Source organism: Pseudoalteromonas sp. US3C1013 (assembly GCF_048401115.1).
Lineage (GTDB): Bacteria > Pseudomonadota > Gammaproteobacteria > Enterobacterales > Alteromonadaceae > Pseudoalteromonas > Pseudoalteromonas undina.
In genome coordinates this window covers 3,036,193-3,056,560 of the sequence record NZ_CP183075.1, presented here as the reverse complement: position 1 = coordinate 3,056,560, position 20,368 = coordinate 3,036,193, and the positions used below count along the sequence as shown (strand labels likewise).

17 protein-coding genes and 4 tRNA genes are annotated in these 20,368 nt (G+C 40.6%); 15 read left to right on the top strand and 6 right to left on the bottom strand.

Annotated elements, in window-relative coordinates; all coding sequences use genetic code 11:
- The first annotated feature begins 172 nt into the window (after positions 1-172).
- Positions 173-1,951: a DUF885 domain-containing protein gene (locus ACNSN2_RS14335; protein ID WP_138596599.1), complete on the top strand. Its 1,779-nt coding sequence runs from the start codon at positions 173-175 to the stop codon at positions 1,949-1,951.
- A gap of 77 nt (positions 1,952-2,028) precedes the next feature.
- Positions 2,029-3,510 carry an FMN-binding glutamate synthase family protein gene (locus tag ACNSN2_RS14330; protein ID WP_075170763.1) on the top strand — a complete coding sequence of 494 codons (1,482 nt, stop codon included), beginning with the start codon at positions 2,029-2,031 and terminating at the stop codon, positions 3,508-3,510.
- A 15-nt stretch (positions 3,511-3,525) separates the two neighbouring features.
- Here ACNSN2_RS14330 and ACNSN2_RS14325 read toward each other — a convergent pair whose 3' ends face one another.
- A complete protein-coding gene (locus tag ACNSN2_RS14325; protein ID WP_138596601.1) occupies positions 3,526-4,161 on the bottom strand; it encodes a methylthioribulose 1-phosphate dehydratase in 636 nt (211 codons plus the stop codon).
- Positions 4,162-4,262: 101 nt separating this feature from the next.
- Here ACNSN2_RS14325 and ACNSN2_RS14320 point away from each other — a divergent pair, with 101 nt between their 5' ends.
- From ACNSN2_RS14320 to ACNSN2_RS14305, 4 genes are read left to right on the top strand one after another with little or no spacing between them, the layout of a single operon-like run.
- Positions 4,263-5,405, top strand: a complete 1,143-nt coding sequence (locus ACNSN2_RS14320; protein WP_418607838.1) for a methionine aminotransferase — start codon at positions 4,263-4,265, stop codon at positions 5,403-5,405.
- On the top strand, positions 5,393-6,166 hold the full coding sequence (locus ACNSN2_RS14315; RefSeq protein WP_418607837.1) for an amidohydrolase: 774 nt from the start codon (positions 5,393-5,395) through the stop codon (positions 6,164-6,166). Before ACNSN2_RS14320 ends, ACNSN2_RS14315 begins: the two co-directional genes overlap by 13 nt.
- Positions 6,167-6,224: 58 nt before the next feature.
- Entirely contained in the window at positions 6,225-7,646 is a 1,422-nt protein-coding gene (locus ACNSN2_RS14310; RefSeq protein ID WP_418607836.1) for a mannose-1-phosphate guanylyltransferase/mannose-6-phosphate isomerase, read from the top strand.
- A 24-nt stretch (positions 7,647-7,670) separates the two neighbouring features.
- Entirely contained in the window at positions 7,671-8,246 is a 576-nt protein-coding gene (locus ACNSN2_RS14305; protein ID WP_418607834.1) for a hypothetical protein, read from the top strand.
- Between the two features lie 36 nt (positions 8,247-8,282).
- On the opposite strand, the gene ACNSN2_RS14300 is transcribed toward ACNSN2_RS14305, so the two are convergent.
- The 3 genes from ACNSN2_RS14300 to ACNSN2_RS14290 form a co-directional block, all read right to left on the bottom strand.
- On the bottom strand, positions 8,283-10,439 hold the full coding sequence (locus ACNSN2_RS14300; RefSeq protein WP_418607832.1) for a response regulator: 2,157 nt from the start codon (positions 10,437-10,439) through the stop codon (positions 8,283-8,285).
- Between the two features lie 80 nt (positions 10,440-10,519).
- Entirely contained in the window at positions 10,520-11,176 is a 657-nt protein-coding gene (locus ACNSN2_RS14295; RefSeq protein WP_008108518.1) for a helix-turn-helix transcriptional regulator, read from the bottom strand.
- 211 nt (positions 11,177-11,387) lie between these two features.
- Positions 11,388-11,759 carry a histidine triad nucleotide-binding protein gene (locus ACNSN2_RS14290; RefSeq protein WP_010392287.1) on the bottom strand — a complete coding sequence of 124 codons (372 nt, stop codon included), beginning with the start codon at positions 11,757-11,759 and terminating at the stop codon, positions 11,388-11,390.
- 92 nt (positions 11,760-11,851) lie between these two features.
- On the opposite strand from ACNSN2_RS14290, the gene ACNSN2_RS14285 reads away from it, so the two are divergent.
- Entirely contained in the window at positions 11,852-12,454 is a 603-nt protein-coding gene (locus ACNSN2_RS14285) for a DUF2057 domain-containing protein (protein WP_138623634.1), read from the top strand.
- Positions 12,455-12,504: 50 nt separating this feature from the next.
- On the opposite strand, the gene ACNSN2_RS14280 is transcribed toward ACNSN2_RS14285, so the two are convergent.
- On the bottom strand, positions 12,505-14,346 hold the full coding sequence (locus ACNSN2_RS14280; RefSeq protein WP_055012298.1) for a M1 family metallopeptidase: 1,842 nt from the start codon (positions 14,344-14,346) through the stop codon (positions 12,505-12,507).
- 144 nt (positions 14,347-14,490) lie between these two features.
- On the opposite strand from ACNSN2_RS14280, the gene murB reads away from it, so the two are divergent.
- The 8 genes from murB to tuf all read left to right on the top strand — a co-directional run bounded on the left by murB (position 14,491) and on the right by tuf (position 19,040).
- Positions 14,491-15,501: a UDP-N-acetylmuramate dehydrogenase gene (murB, locus tag ACNSN2_RS14275; RefSeq protein ID WP_178956759.1), complete on the top strand. Its 1,011-nt coding sequence runs from the start codon at positions 14,491-14,493 to the stop codon at positions 15,499-15,501.
- Positions 15,498-16,490 (top strand): bifunctional biotin--[acetyl-CoA-carboxylase] ligase/biotin operon repressor BirA, encoded by a 993-nt coding sequence (gene birA / locus ACNSN2_RS14270; RefSeq protein ID WP_418607828.1) that lies wholly within the window; start codon positions 15,498-15,500, stop codon positions 16,488-16,490. Before murB ends, birA begins: the two co-directional genes overlap by 4 nt.
- Complete coding sequence (locus ACNSN2_RS14265; RefSeq protein WP_418607826.1) at positions 16,487-17,185, top strand: type III pantothenate kinase; 699 nt, start codon at positions 16,487-16,489, stop codon at positions 17,183-17,185. Before birA ends, ACNSN2_RS14265 begins: the two co-directional genes overlap by 4 nt.
- A gap of 126 nt (positions 17,186-17,311) precedes the next feature.
- Positions 17,312-17,387: transfer RNA gene (locus tag ACNSN2_RS14260), tRNA-Thr, on the top strand.
- Positions 17,388-17,428: 41 nt separating this feature from the next.
- A tRNA-Tyr gene (locus ACNSN2_RS14255) sits at positions 17,429-17,513 on the top strand.
- A 46-nt stretch (positions 17,514-17,559) separates the two neighbouring features.
- Positions 17,560-17,634, top strand: a tRNA-Gly gene (locus ACNSN2_RS14250).
- Positions 17,635-17,644: 10 nt separating this feature from the next.
- Positions 17,645-17,720 (top strand) — tRNA-Thr (locus tag ACNSN2_RS14245).
- A gap of 135 nt (positions 17,721-17,855) precedes the next feature.
- Positions 17,856-19,040: an elongation factor Tu gene (tuf, locus tag ACNSN2_RS14240; RefSeq protein WP_109875886.1), complete on the top strand. Its 1,185-nt coding sequence runs from the start codon at positions 17,856-17,858 to the stop codon at positions 19,038-19,040.
- Between the two features lie 257 nt (positions 19,041-19,297).
- Here tuf and ACNSN2_RS14235 read toward each other — a convergent pair whose 3' ends face one another.
- Positions 19,298-20,209: a hypothetical protein gene (locus tag ACNSN2_RS14235; protein WP_418607824.1), complete on the bottom strand. Its 912-nt coding sequence runs from the start codon at positions 20,207-20,209 to the stop codon at positions 19,298-19,300.
- Positions 20,210-20,368: the final 159 nt, after the last annotated feature.

Sequence of the window (20,368 nt, the reverse complement as noted above, 5' to 3'; positions counted from 1 at the left end):
AACCGTTGCTTTTTTGAGCAATTACTCTAATTTTATTTATAGTTAAGTATTAACTTAAGTTAATAAAATGACTGCTGGCGTATATTTTTCGCAGTTGGTCGTATATCTATTTGCTATTTATTCAGCCTAAGATAGGTTTATCACATCTGTAACGTCATTAAGCTCAATAACTATGAATTTATCTCTTTCGAAAAAAATGCGCCTTTCCTTATTAAGTGTCACCTTAGTGTGCTCATTAAGCGCGTGTCAGCTCACCACAATTAACGCCGATCAGCAATTTACGCAAACGGCCGAAAGTATCGTCCAGTACCGCCAAAAGGTAAGTCCGTACAGTAATCCTAAGGGGGTTGATGGCTATTTACTACCTAACTTATCGGCTGACTTTTTAGCCCAGCAGTATCAAAAAAACACGCAGTTATTGGCTGATTTAGATGCAATAGATATGAGCAAGCTGAGTGACGAAAACCAAATTAACTACAGTATTATTCGAGCGCAAGTGCAAAATACTATTGATGAATATGTATTTAACGCGCACTACATGCCTTTAACGTCAGAATATGGCTTTCATTCAAGCTTATCGTTTATTGTTAATAGCTCGGATTATAAAACCGCTCAAGATTATCAAAACTACTTAAAGCGATTACAACAAGTGCCGCGCTTTTTTGAGCAAAACATAGGCTGGATGCGTAAAGGATTAGAAGTTGGTTTAACTCAACCCAAAGCGGTATTAATTGGCTACCAAGACTCTATTACTGCCTACATTGTTGACGATGTAACACAGTCTGAATTTTACAAGCCGTTTTTAAACAATACCGCGGGTTTAAGTGATAGTGAATTTATAGCGTTACAACAACAGGCTAAAGCCACTATCAGTGGCCAAGTTATTAAAGCCTATAAAGATTACTTAACTTTTTTTAATACTGAATACTTACCTGGCGCGCGCAGTGATATTGGTATTTCGTCAACTCCTAATGGCGAAGCCTTTTATGCAAATCGTGCTAAGTATTACACCACGACACAAATGACCCCAAAAGAAATCCATGAGCTGGGTTTAGCTGAGGTGGCGCGTATTCGCAGTGAAATGGAAGCGGTCATCAAAGAGGTGGGTTTTAAGGGCACGTTTGCAGAATTTATCCACTTTTTACGTACTGATCCGCAGTTTTACGCCACAACGCCTGAACAATTATTAAAAGAGGCCGCGTACATTGCCAAAAAAATGGATGCACAGTTACCTAAATTATTTCATACCTTACCACGCAAACCCTATGGCGTAGCGCCGGTGCCTGCCAATATTGCACCTAAGTACACTACTGGGCGCTATTCAGGTTCGAGCCGTGATGATCAAGCCGGTTTTTATTGGGTGAACACGTACGCTTTAGATAAACGACCACTCTATGCTTTAGAAGCGTTAACGCTGCACGAAGCCGTACCGGGCCATCATTTACAAATATCACTCAATGCAGAGCTTGAAAGCTTACCTAGCTATCGCCGAGATGCCTATTTATCAGCATTTGGTGAAGGCTGGGGGTTATATTCAGAGTACTTAGGGGTTGAGGCTGGTTTTTATCAAGACCCATATAGCAACTTTGGTCGTTTAACCTACGAAATGTGGCGTGCTGCACGTTTAGTGGTTGATACGGGGATGCATATGTATGGCTGGAGTCGAGAGCGTGCAATGAACTTTATGGCTGATAATACGGCGCTTTCATTGCATAATGTAAAAACGGAAACCGACCGTTATATTTCGTGGCCAGCACAAGCGCTGTCTTACAAAATTGGTGAGTTAACAATTAAACGTCTGCGCGCAGAAGCTGAGCAAGCATTAGGTCAACAATTTGATATTCGTGAGTTTCATCATCAAATATTACGCCATGGCTCAGTGCCTTTGTCGGTGCTTGAGCAACAAATACGTTTGTATATACAAGTGGAATTAGCAAAAACAGATAGCTAAAAGCGCATTATTTTGAAACTATAAAAGTGTGGTGTTATTTGATGGCATCACGCTTTTTTAGCATTTAAGGATAAGTAATGAGTCAGTTTATAATGTTCAGTATCGATGTGTTTGCCAGCCTATTTATTGTTGCATTGGGATTGCTGGTTGTATTAATTGCTATTTTTTATATTCGAGATGTTACGCAAACAAAGCATGCTATTAGGCGTAATTATCCCGTGATTGGACGTTTTCGTTATTTCTTTGAGCGCCAAGGTGAGTTTTTCAGACAGTATTTTTTTGCCCTCGATCGTGAAGAAATGCCCTTTAATCGTGCCGAGCGTAGTTGGGTCTACCGCGCGGCTAAAGATGTTGATCACACGGCCGCTTTTGGTTCAACTCAAAGTTTAGAGGCCACAGGCACAGTCATGTTTATGAACTGTGCGTTTCCTACCTTAGATGAAGAAGCCTTAGCGCCGAGCAACGTAACTCTTGGCCCTTACTGTAAATTTCCTTACACCACAAATTCGCTATTTAATATATCGGGCATGAGCTTTGGTGCGCTATCAAGCCCTGCTGTGCGTGCACTATCCAAGGGGGCAAAATTAGCAGGATGTTGGATGAACACAGGAGAAGGCGGCCTTAGCCCATATCACTTAGAAGGAGGTGCCGATATTGTATTTCAAATTGGCACCGCAAAATACGGTGTACGCGACGAGCAGGGAAATTTAAGTACAGAAAAGCTAAAAGCCGTTGCTGCACATCCAGCGGTTAAAATGTTTGAACTGAAAATGAGCCAAGGTGCTAAGCCAGGCAAAGGCGGCATGTTACCTGGACGAAAAGTGAATGCTGAAATTGCCAAAATAAGAGGCATACCCGAAGGGCAGGATTCTATTAGCCCAAATGGGCACCCAGAAATAAAAAATCCAAACGATATTCTAGACATGCTTACCACCATCAGAACTACAACGGGTAAACCGACAGGTTTTAAAGCGGTTATTGGTGAGCATACTTGGTTAGAAAGTTTATTTGCCGAGATTAATCATCGTGGCATTGAGTCCGCACCCGACTTTATTACTATTGATAGTGCTGATGGGGGCACAGGCGCAGCACCACAATCTTTATTAGATTCTGTGGGGTTACCGCTTAAAGAAAGCCTTCCTTTAGTTATACAGCTATTAAAGAAACACGGTCTTAGAGAGCGAGTTAAAATTATTGTTTCGGGTAAATTAATTGTGCCTTCCAAAGTCGCATGGGCATTAGCACTAGGAGCCGACTTTGTGGTTTCTGCGCGAGGGCACATGTTTGCACTAGGCTGCATTCAGGCTATGCAATGTAATAAAGATACCTGCCCAACAGGAATTACTACGCATAATGAACGTTTACAACGTGGTTTGAATGTTGAAGATAAAGCGCAGCGGGTCGCAAATTATAATAAATACATCCATTACGGGGCAGGGCTTATTGCACATTCTTGTGGCGTTACCAGTGCTCGCGAATTAAAACGCAAACATGTACGTATAGTACAAGAAAGCGGTCTTTCTGAGCCGCTAGATAAAATGTACGAGCATTACCATTAAATACTTGCTTGTTAATTATTGATGATGAAGTGTATTGCTCGCTTGAATGCCGGTGATTTTTAATCGTTCTAATTCGCAGCTAAACAAAAACTCTAGTGCTTCTAGGTGGCGACGCACTTCAGCAATATTTTTGCCAACTGCATATAAGCCATGACCGCGAATTAATACACCAAATTTAATCGGTGAGTGCAAATGATGATCGCTAACTAATAAGCTTAAACGGTCAATATCTTGGTCGTTATCAAAAATCGGAATGCTTAAGGTTTCTAAATGTGAGGTAAAACCACTGAGTACTTTTTGCATTTCGTAACCGCTTAAATCAAGCTGATGAGCTTGCGTTACTTGTGAAAGCACCGTTGCTGCAACAGATTGAGTATGCAATACACATTGCGCCTCAGGAATTAACTGATACAAACTTAAATGTAATTTCGCTTCGCTTGATAAAGCCTGAGGAGGATTTAAGTTTTGGTGGCCTAACTGTAAAAAATGCTCATGGGTAAGTTGGGCCTTATCGCAGCCATTAGTCGTTATAACGAAGCCATTTTGGGTGCGAGCTGATAAATTTCCACCCGAGGCAGGAACCCAACCTTGTTGGCTGATCCATTTTGCGGCTTCTATAAGGTTTGAAATAGCGGTATGGTTGTCTTGCATATTTTCCTCACAAATAACAATTAAAGTACAGTTTAGACGGCTAAACTTCCGTTTTTAATCATAGCATTGCTCTGTACACAAAACCATCATCAGGAGACTTCGTGTTTGACAGTAAACTCCCCAATTTAGGTATTAGTATATTTAGCCAAATGAGTGGCTTGGCTAATAAGTTTTCGGCAATTAATCTTTCGCAAGGTTTTCCTGAGTTTGATACCCCTGAGTATTTAAAAGCGCAGTTAAGTCAGTACGTAGCCCAAGGAGCTAATCAATACTCGCCTTCCAGCGGTGTACCTAAACTGCAACAGCAAATTGCAGCATTAGTTCAGCGAAAATATGCTGCGCAAATTGATGGAACAAGCCAAGTAACTATAACTTCAGGAGCAACTGAAGCATTATTTGTAGCGATTCAAACTATTGTGCGCGCGGGTGATGACGTTATTGTATTTGATCCTGCTTACGACTCATATCAGCCCGCTATTGAACTAGCAGGCGGCAAGTCAGTGCATGTTGCGTTAGCCGCTCCAGATTACACTATAAATTGGCAAATGGTAAATCAAGCTATCACAGTAAATACTCGTGCAATTATTATTAATACTCCGCATAACCCCAGTGGCAAAGTGTTAAAACAGCAAGATATCAACGAACTAAAAAAACTAGTGAGTGCTCACAATTTATATGTAATAAGCGATGAGGTTTATGAGCATATAACGTTTGATCAACAACCACACTTAAGTGCACTACGTGACGAGGAGCTACTGGCAAAAAGCTTTGTTATTTCAAGCTTTGGTAAAACCTTTCATAGCACCGGTTGGAAAATGGGCTACTGTATTGCGCCCACTGATTTATGCGAAGAATTTCGAAAGATTCATCAGTATGTTACTTTTTCAAGCTTTACGCCTGCACAACATGCATTAGCAGATATGTTAGAGCAACATGCTGAACACATTGACCAGTTAAGTGAGTTTTATCAACAAAAGCGCGATGTACTCAGTAATGCTCTACAAGACAGCCGCTTTAGCATTTTACCAAGTGAAGGCACCTACTTTTTACTGCTTGATTATAGTGATGTATCGGATTTAAATGACGTAGAATTTTGTCAGTGGCTGGTAGAGCAAGCAGGCGTGGCAGCCATTCCACTAAGTGTATTTTACCAGCAGCCAAATAACGATAAGGTTATTCGCTTATGTTTTGCTAAAAACGATCAAACCCTAATAGAGGCGGCGCAAATTTTATGTCAACTTTAACTTTAGCATTATTACAAAGCTCATTGCATTGGCTCGATAAAAAAGCCAATTTAGCTATGTTTGAACAACAACTTGCCAACATCACCAATAAACCAGATTTAATTGTATTGCCCGAAACCTTTGCCACTGGATTTGCGGTTAACCTTGATTGTGGTGAGGCTGAAAATGGCTCAGTACTGAGTTGGCTTAAAACACAAGCTAAACAACATAATGCGGTTTGTGCGGGCTCGGTATTGGTAACTCAAGGAGACAAAAAGGCCAACCGGTTTTATTGGGTAAAGCCAAGTGGTGAGGTACGTTATTACGATAAGCGCCACTTATTTTGTTTGGGTAACGAGGGCGAATTTGTAGTAGCAGGACAAAACCGTGAAGTGTTTGAACTCAAAGGGTTTAAAATTTTACCGCAAGTTTGCTACGATTTACGTTTTCCGGTGTTTCAGCGCAATAACAATGACTACGACGTGATGATAAATATTGCCAACTGGCCAGCTGCAAGGCGTAATGTGTGGGATACCTTATTAATGGCGCGAGCAATGGAAAACCTATGCTACGTGATTGGCGTAAATCGGGTTGGCGAAGATGGTAATGGTATTGACCACAGCGGTGGAACCGCAGTGTATGACTTTAAAGGTGAGCCACTGATTAAAGCGCATGACGACCAGCAAGCACTATTAACAATCACGTTAAATAAAGCGCCGCTTGATGAGTTTAGAGCTAAATTCCCGGCACATTTAGATGCAGATGCTTTTACATTGGTATAAATTAGCGCCTAGCCAATAAAGTGCTAAAATAGCCGCTGATATTTTTATTGGCGGCTTTATGAATACAACCCTTATTACACCGGTAGTTTTAGCAGGCGGCATTGGCACACGGCTTTGGCCGCTGTCGCGCCAAGCAATGCCAAAGCAGTTTTTATCTTTGCTTGATGATAAAAATCAGCAGTCATTATTACAAAATACCTTATTACGTGTTGCAACTGAGGGCTTTAATCCCGCTATTTTGGTCTGTAATGAGCAGCACCGATTTATTGCCGCGGAGCAGGCAGCATTTGCAAAACCCTATGCCATAGTACTTGAGCCAGAAGGTAAAAATACCGCACCAGCTATTGCCCTTGCCGCGCATTATGCTTTAAAAAATAATATTACGGGCCCTTTGTTGGTGATGCCTGCCGATCATCATATTGCAGATTTTACCGGATTAACTGCTCAGTTATCTGATGCGATTAAACTTGCTGAGCAAGGTAAATTAGTTACATTTTCAATTACGCCAACAGAGCCACACACAGGTTATGGGTATATAAAACAGGGCGCAGCCATTAAAGATACCTGTTGTTTTGAAGTTGACCAGTTTAAAGAAAAGCCTGACTTAGCAACTGCATTAACCTATTTAGCTGAGGGCGGTTATAGTTGGAACAGTGGTATGTTCTTATTTACTCCCACTGCTTATTTGCAAGAGCTTGAGCGCTTTGCCCCCAAAATTGCTAAAAGTGTAGCCAGTGCTACTGATTTTAAACAAGACTTAGCGTTTACTAGAGCAAATGCCCATGCACTTGAATCTTGCCCAAGTGACTCAATTGACTACGCTATTTTAGAGCGCAGCAATAATGTAGTGGTAATGCCAGTGGCGTTAAAGTGGAGTGATGTCGGCAGTTTTTCTGCACTGGCTGCGCTTGCAGAAAAGGATTCGCAGGGCAATAGTCAAAATCAGCAACATATTGCACAAAACAGTATTAATAACCTAGTTATTAGTGAGGATGGACACACAATTGCTACTTTAGGTGTGAGTGATTTAGCGATTGTACATACTCATGATGCTACCTTAGTTGCAAAGCAAGATTCGCTTGAAGGCTTACCTTTAATACTTAAGCAATTGGCAATTACGCAAAATGACAAACTGGCGCATCATCAGGTGGTTTACCGCCCTTGGGGAAATTATCGTACACTAGTAGAAAGTATCGGCTTTAAGGTTAAAAAAATTACCGTAAAAAGTGGGGCTAGGCTCTCAACCCAACGTCATCAGCATCGCGCTGAGCATTGGGTGGTCGTATCAGGCACTGCAGATATATGTATTGACCAGCAAAGCTTAACACTGACTCACGACCAATCTTGTTATATTGGTGCAAAACAACTGCACAGCTTAGCGAATAATCAGTCCGAACCCTTAGTTGTTATTGAAGTTCAAACGGGTGCCATTTTAGATGAAAGCGATATAGAGCGATTTGACGATATATACGGTAGGTAAATATTTAAGAGTGTATAGGTACTAATGAGTAAGATAATTTATAAAATAACGCCAGATGTGAATCATTACAGAGTAATTTTTCCTGACAATGAAACTTTATGTGAACCGGAGTTATGGAAACCTGATACTTCTTCCAAAGAGTCTACGCTGATAAATTTTAGTGCTCATTATAACAATGAAAAAGAGACTCCTTTAGGTGATTTTGCTGCAATTAATTTACAGGGTCTTGCTGTATCTGAGCAAGCTGCAAATGAACTGACAGAAATTTTTGAAGATTCTGGAGAGTTACTCCCCTTTTATGTTGGTGATGATAACTGGTATTTTTATAATGTTACTCGGAAAATAGAAGGTATGTTAGATGTTGAGAAGAGCACTTTTATGCTCCCAACTTTAAATATTGGATTACAAAAAGCTATGTTTAGAAAGGAACACTTACCAAAATCTAGCTGCATATTTAAAATTCCAGAAGACCGATTTGAAGGTACTTATGTTTTTGACTCACGTGAAAATGATAAAGAGGTTGCCTTAAACTTATTTTGTGCATTAAATGCATATGGTTTTACAGGGCTTAAGTTTGAAGAAGTTGCTCGATTTGATTAACGCAAGTTGAGGCTATTGCGGGAAATTATTTTCCAATTACTCTAATTGCCCGCGCACATACCTTAAATAGGCTTCTAAACTGTGTTGCCACAGTGTGCTGGCTTCATTTAACGAGTTATTTAATGGTTTTTTATCTAGTAAGCGTCGCTCAATTTTTTTAAGAGCTAGTCCATAGCTATTAAAGCCAAGTTGCATTGCGGTGCTGGCTTGGCGATGTAATAACTTAATGCATTGCTCGGGATCTTGCTCTAATAAAGCTTGGCAACGGCTCAGTTTATTACGCGCAGATAGGATAAACTCATTATAAATAGAAGATACTTCATCAATACTAAAAGAGCTTGTTAGGGTTTCTGTGGCAGTTTCATCGTATAACGTATCAATCAGCTCGACGGCAATGCTAGCTGTTTGTGTTGACTGTGAATCACTCAATGCTTGGCGTAGTTTTTCTTGCTTTAATGGCTTGCCAACAATGTCTTTAATACCCAGTGCTAAGTATTCTTTTATTTCATCAGGGCTCAAACTGGCAGTAAAGGCCAGCACCGGAGTTCGCTGATTTTTATGCTCCACTCGTTTGAGTGTTTTTAGCACTTGCTGCCCTGTTAAATCGGGTAAGTTCATATCAAGTAACACCACATCAAAGTGGTATTTTTTCATCAACTCAATCGCACTTTTGCCATCTTTAGCGAGCTTAATTTTATGCTCGTCGTCAGCCATAAATTCAACAGCTATTTTTTGGTTTAAATCTAAATCTTCAACAAGTAACACATCAAGTCCGGTTAAATAATCCTTACTTTGATGGCGCTGCTCTACAAGGCTAAGTTCACCTATGGCTAGTGTCATGTTAAAGCTAAATACGCTACCCACTCCCAGCTCACTGGTGATTTCTAGTTGGCTATTTATTTTATCGAGAAGGCGACTAGTTATAGCCAGACCAAGCCCCGTTCCGCCTTTTTCCTTACCGGCGCTGCTTTGAATGTAGGGCTCAGTTAAGTAATCAATTTCATCTTTTTCAATACCCGGGCCCGAATCGAGTACACTTACTTTAAGAGTATGATCGAGCTGAGTTTCATTAATTAAATCAATCTGTACTTTTACTGTGCCGGTGTCGGTAAATTTAATCGCATTACCAACAAGATTAATAATGATTTGTCTGAGCTTTTGTTGGTCGCAGTAATAACAGGCTTTATCAGGGATGTTACAGGCAAGCTCAAATTTAAGCTGTTTTTGTTCGGCCAGAGGACTTAACAGCAGGCATAAGTTTTGTAGCCAAGTTTTGAACTCTATGTCTTCTTCGTACAAGGCTTCGTCATGCTGATCTAAGCTTGCGTATTCCAGCACTTTATCTACTAGTAAGTTGAGTGACTCAGCTGAGTTGATAATGGCTTCGCAATAAGCTTTATTGCGGCTGTCGCTAGTTTGGTTTAACACCAGTTGTGCGCTGCCTAAAATGCCGTTTAATGGGGTGCGTATTTCATGGCTTATAGTTGATAAAAAGAGCCCGCGAATCTCTAAGTCTTTGTGTGCTTTTTCGGTAAGTTTATTAAGCCTTAATTCTCTGCGTTCATTACACAATAGCGCCATACCGGCAGCATAAAACATAGGGGCAATCACACTGTTCAAAAATAATAGTGAGTCAAACCATGGGTTTAATATTGCATCTTGTTGTGCAACGCGATCCATAAAAATAGTTCGAGTGATAAAACTGGCTGCAACCAAGGTTAAAATAATAATGTAAACAATACTGGCATTAGGATAAGGTTTTCGCGCATATTTAAAAAAAACAAATAGTAAAAAAGCGGCTTCTACAATATGTTGAAAGTCAGAAATATAAACCCGTGAGCGCATAGATGGCTGAAAAAAAGTGAAGTAAACAAGCAATAAAGCGCTGGCAGCGGTAAATAGGCAAACAAATTTAAAACCACGACCACGATAATTTAAAAACTGACTCAGCGATAAGCAGTGCACAATGGATGCTAAAAACATCATGCTATTAGCAAAGGTAATGGCAAGCTTTTCAGGGATTTTACCTATGAGCGCAAAGCCCACAATGGCGGCTAATAGTAGTAAAGGGTAGGAAATATAAAGTAACGTGCCGGGAACATGCTTATTGGTACGCCAAGTTAAAAAATTTAGTAACGTCATCACTGTCATAACAGCGATACTGGCAAAATAAAGCGTAAATGAGTCGAGCATTAAGACCCCAACAGCGATTTTTAAAGAAGATATAAAAACAGGCACCTAAAGTGCCTGTATTGAATTTATTAAAATAAGCCTTAACGAATCTCGTCAGGAATATTTTGTTGTGCCCAAGAGAGTAGTTCAATACGGTTACGACATTTAGTTTTTCTAAATGCACTGTATAAATGAGTCTTAACCGTGTGCGGGCTAATGCTTAACTCTTCAGCAATTTCTTTATTTTTAGAACCATTACTCATTAACGAGATAATTGCTTTTTCACGTTTAGTGAGTTTGATTGGCTCAATATCACCATCGGTTAGCTTGTGTAGTGCGTCTTTATTAAATTGCAGCATGCGGTTAAGCGCATTACACATAATATCACGACGATACCAAAGCTGATCTTCAAGTAGTAAACGAATCCCTTTCATGAGTACATCAGCATTATCGGTGGTGTAAAATACACCGCGAATACCACTGAGTAATGCACGATTAGCAAGCTCTGGGTTTTCATCTAAATTAAACAACACAATATCGCATTTGATACGCAAATTAACGAGTTGTTCTTTTAGCTTAGTCCACGCGTCTTTACTTGATGTTTCAATGAACAATAAGCGAGTACCTACCGGAACATCTAAAATATTTGTACCCGTAGTTACGTCAAGGCCCTGTGTTTTTAACAAAGGCTCTAAAACGTTAATACCAATAGTGTTAATTGGTTCTTCGTCTAACAACAAAAAGGCTGAACTGCTCATGTTTTTTTACTCTTTTATAAAGCTGGCTAATTAATCTTACCACGATCCCTGCACACCTTTTGTATTAGGGAATAACAATTTCACTGGAGAAAAGGTGCGATTTCCAATTATTTAAACATAAAATGTTGCAAATAAGTAATTGTTTTTTTGGTATATAAGAAAAACGCCGTATTTTTAATGTATTTTTTAAGATACAGGATTTAATGGGTGACTAAAGGGCAACTTTTTTAGTGTTTTGATACGGAGGCCAGCCCATTTCTTTTCCCGCCAGCATATGCAAATGAATATGGTAAACGGTTTGTCCACCGTGTTCATTGCAGTTCATCACCACGCGGTAGCCGTCATCGCTAAAATTAAGTTGTTTGGCAAGCTTAGCCGCTACCACATATAGATGACCAACAAGATGTGAGTTTTCCTCAGTGACATCATTAATCGTGGCAATGGCTTGTTTAGGAATAATCAACGCATGAAAGGGTGCTTGAGGGTTAATATCTTTAAATGCAAGTGCTAGGTCGTCTTCGTAAATAATGTCAGCAGGAATTTCACGATTAATAATTTTAGTAAAAATAGTCTCTTGACTCATAATGATGACTCTAATTTGTTCGATTAATATGTATGTCACTAATGACAAATTTTGCCAGCAGTGTCAAACTGAAATCAACTAAAGGAGTAATTATGCGTAAATCAATATTATTAGGCAGTGTAGCGGCGCTCTTGGTGAGTGCATCTAGTTTGGCAGAAAACATTTACTTTCCCGAGGAGTTTGTTCCTTTACAAGTGGGTGAACGAGTCATTGAAAGTTCGATTTTTAGTCGTGTTGATGATGTTGAATTAGCACCGGGTACTTATCAGTTAAAGCTTAAATACACAGATTTATATGATTTAGGTTATGACGATCACGAAGTGATTGAGTCAGAGCCTTTTTGGGTCAATGTAACCGTTGAAGCAGGTAAAGATTACACCTTAGTATTTAATCGTGCTGAAAATGCGGTGGCAGCGAAAGTATTTGCTGAGGCACCGCAAGTAAGCTTAAAAGCAAAAGGCAGTACCTTAGCTGAGCCATTAAATGTGATAGCTGAACGACAACTACAAAGTTCACAGTTTAATCAGCAGGCCTCAGAAACCCCTGCCGGCCCACAAAAACCAAGCCGCCCAATTAAACCGATTGCGCCAATTAATGGTAAGGGCATGCCAAGCGCTGCCAATATGCTCGACTTTTGGTGGCAACAAGCAACGCTCGCTGAAAGGCAGGCTTTTTTAGATAAAGTAACAAAATAATTAAGCATTAAAAAAGGGCCAAGTTGGCCCTTTTTAATTTATTGATAACGCTATTTAAATAATGCGTCAATGGTACCTTGTGCCAGTGGGTGATAACCCGGACGTGCTTTTAAGTATACGCTTTGTGCCCAATCTTTTTTACCATTGGTAATAAGCGCTTTATAAAGCGGCACGATAAGCTTACGACGACCAATACCCGATAAATGCTTATCAAGCGCAGGGTAAATTGGTTGGTAACCATTACCTACTGCTAGCATGTACCATGCAAACGCACGTTCTGCGTTGGTTGATTGGGTTAAGTTAAACTCGCCGTCTAATTCAGTCATTTTTTCAATGCTTAAATCGCGCGGTAAGTTGTTTAAAAAGTGTAGCCACTCATGCACAGTCCAATTTGCAGTGGGTAATTGTGCGGCAGTTGTATCCCCTTTTAACCAGCTCGCTGTTGCAGTATCGACTTTATCGAACGCGTCAGAGGTTGGGTTAGGTGCATCACTTGGTAAACCTGGCTGAAAAATCCACTCGTTTACTTTATCCATGGTCACTACGCCTGGATACTTTTCAATTAAGTTAGCTTTGATGTAAGTAACAAATTGCGCAGTGGTTAGCGATTTAAATGCAAACTCATTAAAGTAGGTCTTAACAAAATCATCAAACTTATCACGGCCATATTTTTCTTCTAGGTAAATTAAAAATAGCTGACCTTTTGTGTAAGGCACTGAGCTAAACGCATCATCCGGATCGCGGCCATTTAGTTTTAAATTAAGGCGTGTATCTGGGGCATCAATGGTTTTAAGTTGTGCACGCAGGCCAGCTGCATCAAGTGCTTGTTCCATAACAGCACGGTCACGCCCAAATACCTCTTCCATAATGCGGTTTTCAACGTAAGAGGTAAAACCTTCGTTTAACCATAAATCTTCCCATGTAGCGTTCGTCACTAAGTTGCCAGACCAAGAATGTGCCAGTTCATGCGCAATCAGATTAACTAAGCTTTTATCGCCAGCAACAACCGTAGGCGTAATAAATGATAAGCGTGGGTTTTCCATACCACCAAACGGAAAGCTAGGTGGTAGCATAAGTAAATCATAACGACCCCATGCATAGTCGCCGTACATGGCATTGGTTTTGTCGATCATCGCTTGGGTGTCATTAAATTCAGCAACCGAGGCGTCTAAAATAGTTGGCTCTGCAAAAATACCAGTTTGCTTAGACATGGCCTTAAATTCTAAGTTACCTGCACCAATTGCAATTAAGTAAGGTGAAATTGCTTGTGGCATAGTGAAGTGGTAATCACCATCTTTATAAAGAGCATCTTTATTATCTGCACTCATTACTGCACGAATATCCTCAGGGGTATGAATGCGCGCATTATAAGTTACACGCATTGCTGGGGTATCTTGCACTGGGATCCAACTACGTGCATGAATCGCTTGCGATTGGCTATACATAAACGGGTGAGTTTTACTGGCAGTTTGCTCTGGCGTTAACCACTGTAAGCCAGACGCTTCTGGGCGGCTGTTATAGTAAATACGAACTTTTTGTGCTTGATTTTTAAAGGTAATAGTTAGTTTTGAGCCTTTAACATCATCGCGGTTAGCAAGGTTAAAACTAGCTTTATGCCAATTGCCATTTGCCGTTTGATACATCACTTTATCAATATCAAGATCACGGGTATCAAGTACTAGCTTTTTACTGTTGGCATTTTGCCACTGTAGCGTATGCTCAACAAAACCTTCCAATTGCTTATCAGCAAAGTCGATGTCTAAATCAAGGTTTAAATGCGTGGTGATAACATCATCAAGGTTGGCGTAGGAATTTTGATCAATAGCGCTGGCCATTGCTTGCGAGCACATACCTGCCATAGCGAGGCTTAAAAAAAGAGGTTTGATTTTCATAATTACCTTGAGTACAAATAAAAAAAGTGCAGGTTTTATATCATGATTGCTGCAGTGGGTTGAACAATTTTTACAAGCTGATGCGCAATTTGCGACGATGAGTTAAACTAGAGCGATTAATTACTGCTACCTTTAGAGGGCTTTGTGCCGCACTCATTACAACCCCTACATACATTTGCATTAAGTAGCCAATGCCAAAATTTTGTCGAGATTACCGACTCAGCGCAGCTTAAAAGTCAGTGCTTTAAAGTCCCTTTTTGTTTGTTGGGTGAGGGCAGTAATACTATTTTTTTAAATGACTATGCAGGCACGGTCATTAAAATGGCAACCCAAGGCATTACTATAACTGAGCGCTCGCATGACTTTTTAGTTAGTGTAGCTGCCGGTGAAAATTGGCATCAATTAGTGACTTACTTGCTGGAGCAAGGTATCGCGGGGTTTGAAAACTTAGCCCTCATCCCTGGTACAGTCGGCGCTGCACCAGTACAAAATATTGGTGCCTATGGCGTAGAAATAGCTCAGTTTATTGAAGCTGTTGACTATTTTGATATTGATAGCGGTAGCTTTAAATCTTTAACTAATCAGCAATGTCACTTTGCTTATCGTGAATCGGTATTTAAACACGCGCTAAAAAATAAAGCAGTGATCACCCAAGTGCACTTTAAGTTGTCCAAAATATGGCAGCCAGTACTCAGTTATGGGCCGCTACAACAACTAAAAAACCCGACGCCACAGCAAGTGTGCGCACAAGTGATACAAACGCGTAACAGCAAACTTCCAAATCCCTATAAGCTGGCTAATGCAGGCAGTTTTTTTAAGAACCCTATTATCACCAATAGTGAATTAGCGCAGTTAATTACGACATATCCTGAGGTACCTCATTACCCGCATGGTGCCGGTCACCATAAAGTGGCTGCAGGGTGGTTAATAGAGCAAGCGGGATTAAAGGGATATAAAATTGCAGGTATAGAAGTGCATCAACAGCAAGCGCTAGTACTAGTTAATCATGGTAATAGTACAGGGGATGATTTAATTAATATGATTGCTCACATTCAGGATATTGTTTTAACACGTTACAACATAAGTTTAGAACACGAAGTGCGGTTAATTGATCAACACAATGAATGCCATATCTCTTTGGAGCAATCAGTATGAAGGCACCTGATGGAAACAAGTTGGCCATTTTAAATGCGCTCAATAAAGGCGAGTTTGTCTCTGGGCAAGCACTAGGTGATGAACTAGGAATAAGTCGCGCGGCGGTAAGTAAGCATATTCAAAGCTTACAGGCTATGGGCTTAGATGTATTTAAAGTTACTGGTAAAGGCTATTGCTTAAATAATCAAGTAGGTTTACTTAATCAGCAAAGCATACAGCAGCACTATGCTGAGTTAGGCGCTAATACCGCGAATATTGAAGTGCAACCACTGATTGATTCAACCAACAGCGAGTTAATGCGCCGCATTCAAGCTAAAGCAGCACTAAAATCGGGTACCGTGATTGTAGCCGAAATGCAGCAAGCAGGGCGGGGACGTCGAGGCCGAGTATGGCAATCACCCTTTGGTGCAAACTTATACTACAGTTATTTTTGGCGCTTAGACGATGGCTTACAAGCCGCGATGGGCGTATCAATTGCTGTTGGTTTAGCGGTGTATGATGCGATAAAAGCACTTTATGGTATTGAAGTAGAGCTTAAATGGCCAAACGACATTTATATAAACAAACAAAAACTCGCAGGTGTCTTGGTAGAATTAGATGGGCAGCCACAAGGGCCATGTCAGTTGGTAATAGGGATTGGTATTAATTTAAATATGCCACAAAGTGCCAGTCAGTACATTGACCAAGCGTGGACCGATTTAAGTCAGCACACCCAGCAGCTAGATAAAAATCAACTAGTAGCTTCATTAACTTATTGTTTAGAGCAACGCTTAGCGCAATATCGTGAGAATGGCTTACAAACTATGTATCAACAATGGAATGCATTAAATGCATTTGCTGGTCAGCAGGTAGAGCTTAATACCGGGCATCGTAGCTGGTGTGGCATTTGTGAAGGTATAGATGCGCACGGTGGTGTACGTATTCGCCAAGACGGTGAAGTGAAAAGTTATTATGGCGGTGAGATTTCATTAAGAAAGGCGCAAGCATGAGATTACTCATTGATGTAGGTAATACCTCGCTCAAAGCTGTATTGTGGCAAGATGGGCAAATACAGCCATGCGATACTAATAATATTCCATGGCTGCAAATTACGGTTGTTGTTTACGCTTGTGTGGGTCGTAGTGAATTACTCAAGCAGCTATTAGAAAAAGCCCAAGCACAAAATATCGATTGCTTTGAGGCTACGGTTAGTCATGAGCTCGGTACGTTGCATTGCGCGTATCAACAAGTGGGTAATTTGGGTATAGATCGATGGTTGGCGCTCATTAGTGGTTATACGCTTTACCCTAATACGGCCGCAATTGTTGTTGATGCAGGCACGGCAACGACTATAGACGTCCTTAATAATGATGGGCAGCACTTAGGTGGTTGGATATTACCAGGGCTTGATTTAATGACCGCCTCACTCACCCAAAATACTCAGCGCGTATTTGATGATGCAAACACGCCATTTGCTAATGAGCTTGGCAAAAACACTCCTAACGGATTAAAAAATGGTGCTTTAGTGGCAACTATTGGCGCAATTGAACAAGCAAAGCTGCATTTAAATACAAAAAATAGCCTTTTAATTTTTGCTGGTGGTTATGGTCAGCTATTACAAGGGCATTTTTCAGACAGTATTTTCGACCCAATGCTAGTGATGAAAGGCTTAAATTACTGGTATGAGTTAGCTAAAAAGAGTTAAAAACAACAAAAAAACTGCTTTTTGCGCGAATAGTGAGCGTTTGAAGCATAAAATCACATTTTTTTTAATTTTTTGGTTGCATCCCAATAAACCTTACTCTAGAATCTCGCCCCGTACTAAAGCAGTGCCGACTTAGCTCAGCTGGTAGAGCAACTGACTTGTAATCAGTAGGTCAACCGTTCGACTCGGTTAGTCGGCACCACTTTCCTTTTACCGGAAGTGCTTAGTATAAAGAATTATCGTGGAGGGGTTCCCGAGCGGCCAAAGGGATCAGACTGTAAATCTGACGGCTCAGCCTTCGCTGGTTCGAATCCAGCTCCCTCCACCACTTTATTCTAGACGGTTAGAGGTAGTTTAAGAACAGGTTCCTTAAAGCGGGCATCGTATAATGGCTATTACCTCAGCCTTCCAAGCTGATGATGCGGGTTCGATTCCCGCTGCCCGCTCCAATTTGATGATGCTGATATAGCTCAGTTGGTAGAGCGCACCCTTGGTAAGGGTGAGGTCGGCAGTTCAAATCTGCCTATCAGCACCAGTCAATCGAATCTCCTTAAACACTTCCTTTATCTGTCAGAAAAAACTATTTGAAATTTGAAAAAATTAACTTAATCTACCTATGGTGGATTATTTTCATATGTAATCTAGATACACAAAACTGATAGGTTCCGTCATGGCAAAAGAAAAGTTTGAACGCGTAAAACCGCACGTAAACGTTGGTACAATCGGCCACGTTGACCACGGTAAAACTACACTAACTGCAGCAATCACTAACGTACTTGCAAAAGTATACGGCGGTGTTGCTAAAGATTTCGCATCAATCGATAACGCTCCAGAAGAGCGCGAGCGTGGTATCACAATCTCAACTTCACACGTTGAGTACGATACGCCTACTCGTCACTACGCACACGTAGATTGTCCTGGACACGCCGATTATGTTAAAAACATGATCACTGGTGCTGCTCAAATGGACGGCGCTATCTTAGTAGTTGCTGCGACTGACGGTCCTATGCCACAAACTCGTGAGCACATCCTACTTTCTCGCCAAGTTGGCGTTCCTTACATCGTTGTGTTCATGAACAAATGTGACATGGTTGATGATGAAGAGCTACTTGAGCTAGTAGAAATGGAAGTTCGTGAACTTCTTTCTGAATACGACTTCCCAGGTGATGACTTACCACTAATTCAAGGTTCTGCACTTAAAGCACTTGAAGGCGAAGAGCAATGGGAAGCTAAAATCGTAGAGCTTGCAGAAGCACTAGATTCTTACATTCCAGAGCCAGAGCGTGACATCGATAAGCCATTCATCATGCCTATCGAAGACGTTTTCTCAATCCAAGGTCGTGGTACTGTTGTAACTGGCCGTGTTGAAGCTGGTATCATCAACGTGAATGACGAAGTTGAAATCGTTGGTATCAAAGAGACTACTAAGTCTACTTGTACTGGTGTTGAGATGTTCCGTAAGCTTCTTGACGAAGGTCGTGCTGGTGAGAACATTGGTGCACTTCTACGTGGTACTAAGCGTGAAGACGTTGAACGTGGTCAAGTACTAGCTAAGCCTGGTTCAATCAACCCACATACAACATTCACTTCAGAAGTATACGTACTTTCTAAAGATGAAGGTGGTCGTCATACTCCATTCTTCAAAGGTTACCGTCCACAGTTCTACTTCCGTACAACTGACGTAACAGGTGACGTACAGTTACCAGAAGGCGTAGAAATGGTAATGCCTGGTGATAACGTTAAGATGACAGTAACTCTAATCGCGCCAATCGCGATGGACGAAGGTCTTCGTTTCGCTATCCGTGAAGGTGGCCGTACTGTAGGTGCTGGTGTTGTTGCAACTATCGTTGAGTAATCAACTGTTGTAATGCATTAAGCATTAAAAAAAACCCGAGCTTAGCCTCGGGTTTTTTAATGCCTGTAATTTATGTAATGTGAAGGTGGCTCTCTTACCTTAGGCATCGGTGCTTTGTATTAACTATCGCTGAGTAATCAACTGTTGTAATGCATTAAGCATTAAAAAAACCCGAGCTTAGTCTCGGGTTTTTTAATGTTTGAAGTAAAAGTATTAATGTTATCGCTGTAACAGAGTGGGAGCATGAACTTAATCAGTTAGTAACCAGCATTCTTACGTAATTCATCAAGCATATCTTGGTTACCCATCATTTCGTCAAGCGTTGCCCTGACTGCATTGTCAGAGCTATTGTTATAAACTGAAAGTAGATGCTGCGCCATTTGCTTCGTATAACCATCTTGTTTATTTTGAGCTTGGTAGTATTGCGCCATCAGCCCTTGTGCAGCTAAGCGACGGATATAATCATTCGTGTCTTGCTCTAACAAGTTTGTAAATTGCTCTGCAAGGCGGTAATCAAGTACCGGTGTTTGAGTTGATAACTCAACAGCTTGAATTTTAAACTTTTCATCACTACTGTTGTTCGCTAAATTTAAAATGTTACCTACTACTTCATAGTCATACTCAGGCATAGTAGATTTATTTAGAATATACATATTCATTTGCAGTTGGCTCAGTGCAGCTAACCTATTTAAATCAGAGATGCTTGGATCTAAAGTTTGCTCTCTTAATTGAGAGTTTATTTGTTTTGCATAATCAGGTTCTGATTTGATCCTTAAATCATAGTCTTCTGGTAAGTCTGCATAAAAGCTATAAAGAGGATTTTGCTCACGTCGTTTTTCATCTTCTTGCTGCTGTTTTTCCTCTAGTACGTCAAGAACAAGTTCCTTAAATTCGTCGGTATCTTGTTCTTGATAAGAGCCATTAGCGTGCAGTGTTAAGTTTGCTACTTTACGTTGTAGCGAACTTACTTTCTTGCTTAGTTCGTCAATTAAGGCTTCATTTGATTGCTGATATTCTGCAGGAGTACTAATAGAAACTGTGGGGCTTAGCTGTTGCTGCTTGGGTTTATTAAGCGAACTGGGCTGATCTTTAAAAAATGTTCCGTAGCATGAAATTACCAAGGCAAGTGTTGCTATAGTAATCGCAATAGTTCCTTTGTTTATAGTCATAAAATAATCTGCCTCTAAAATGGGTAATTTATCTGTTTTCGAAATATAAGTCTGTTAAAAAATGTGTTAAATGAGGATGAAATATACGGGTTAATTAAGAAGGGGGGGGCGTGAGTGGCGAAATACGGTGTTTAAATTGGCTATAAGCGCTAGACCTAA

Coding starts and splice junctions, on each gene's coding strand:
- ACNSN2_RS14280 (WP_055012298.1), bottom strand. CDS start 14,346: ATGAAAATCAAACCTCTTTTTTTAAGCCTCGCTATGGCAGGTATGTGC.
- ACNSN2_RS14315 (WP_418607837.1), top strand. CDS start 5,393: ATGTCAACTTTAACTTTAGCATTATTACAAAGCTCATTGCATTGGCTC.
- tuf (WP_109875886.1), top strand. CDS start 17,856: ATGGCAAAAGAAAAGTTTGAACGCGTAAAACCGCACGTAAACGTTGGT.
- birA (WP_418607828.1), top strand. CDS start 15,498: ATGAAGGCACCTGATGGAAACAAGTTGGCCATTTTAAATGCGCTCAAT.
- ACNSN2_RS14305 (WP_418607834.1), top strand. CDS start 7,671: ATGAGTAAGATAATTTATAAAATAACGCCAGATGTGAATCATTACAGA.
- ACNSN2_RS14335 (WP_138596599.1), top strand. CDS start 173: ATGAATTTATCTCTTTCGAAAAAAATGCGCCTTTCCTTATTAAGTGTC.
- ACNSN2_RS14325 (WP_138596601.1), bottom strand. CDS start 4,161: ATGCAAGACAACCATACCGCTATTTCAAACCTTATAGAAGCCGCAAAA.
- ACNSN2_RS14295 (WP_008108518.1), bottom strand. CDS start 11,176: ATGAGCAGTTCAGCCTTTTTGTTGTTAGACGAAGAACCAATTAACACT.
- ACNSN2_RS14310 (WP_418607836.1), top strand. CDS start 6,225: ATGAATACAACCCTTATTACACCGGTAGTTTTAGCAGGCGGCATTGGC.
- ACNSN2_RS14235 (WP_418607824.1), bottom strand. CDS start 20,209: ATGACTATAAACAAAGGAACTATTGCGATTACTATAGCAACACTTGCC.
- ACNSN2_RS14265 (WP_418607826.1), top strand. CDS start 16,487: ATGAGATTACTCATTGATGTAGGTAATACCTCGCTCAAAGCTGTATTG.
- ACNSN2_RS14300 (WP_418607832.1), bottom strand. CDS start 10,439: ATGCTCGACTCATTTACGCTTTATTTTGCCAGTATCGCTGTTATGACA.
- ACNSN2_RS14290 (WP_010392287.1), bottom strand. CDS start 11,759: ATGAGTCAAGAGACTATTTTTACTAAAATTATTAATCGTGAAATTCCT.
- ACNSN2_RS14330 (WP_075170763.1), top strand. CDS start 2,029: ATGAGTCAGTTTATAATGTTCAGTATCGATGTGTTTGCCAGCCTATTT.
- ACNSN2_RS14285 (WP_138623634.1), top strand. CDS start 11,852: ATGCGTAAATCAATATTATTAGGCAGTGTAGCGGCGCTCTTGGTGAGT.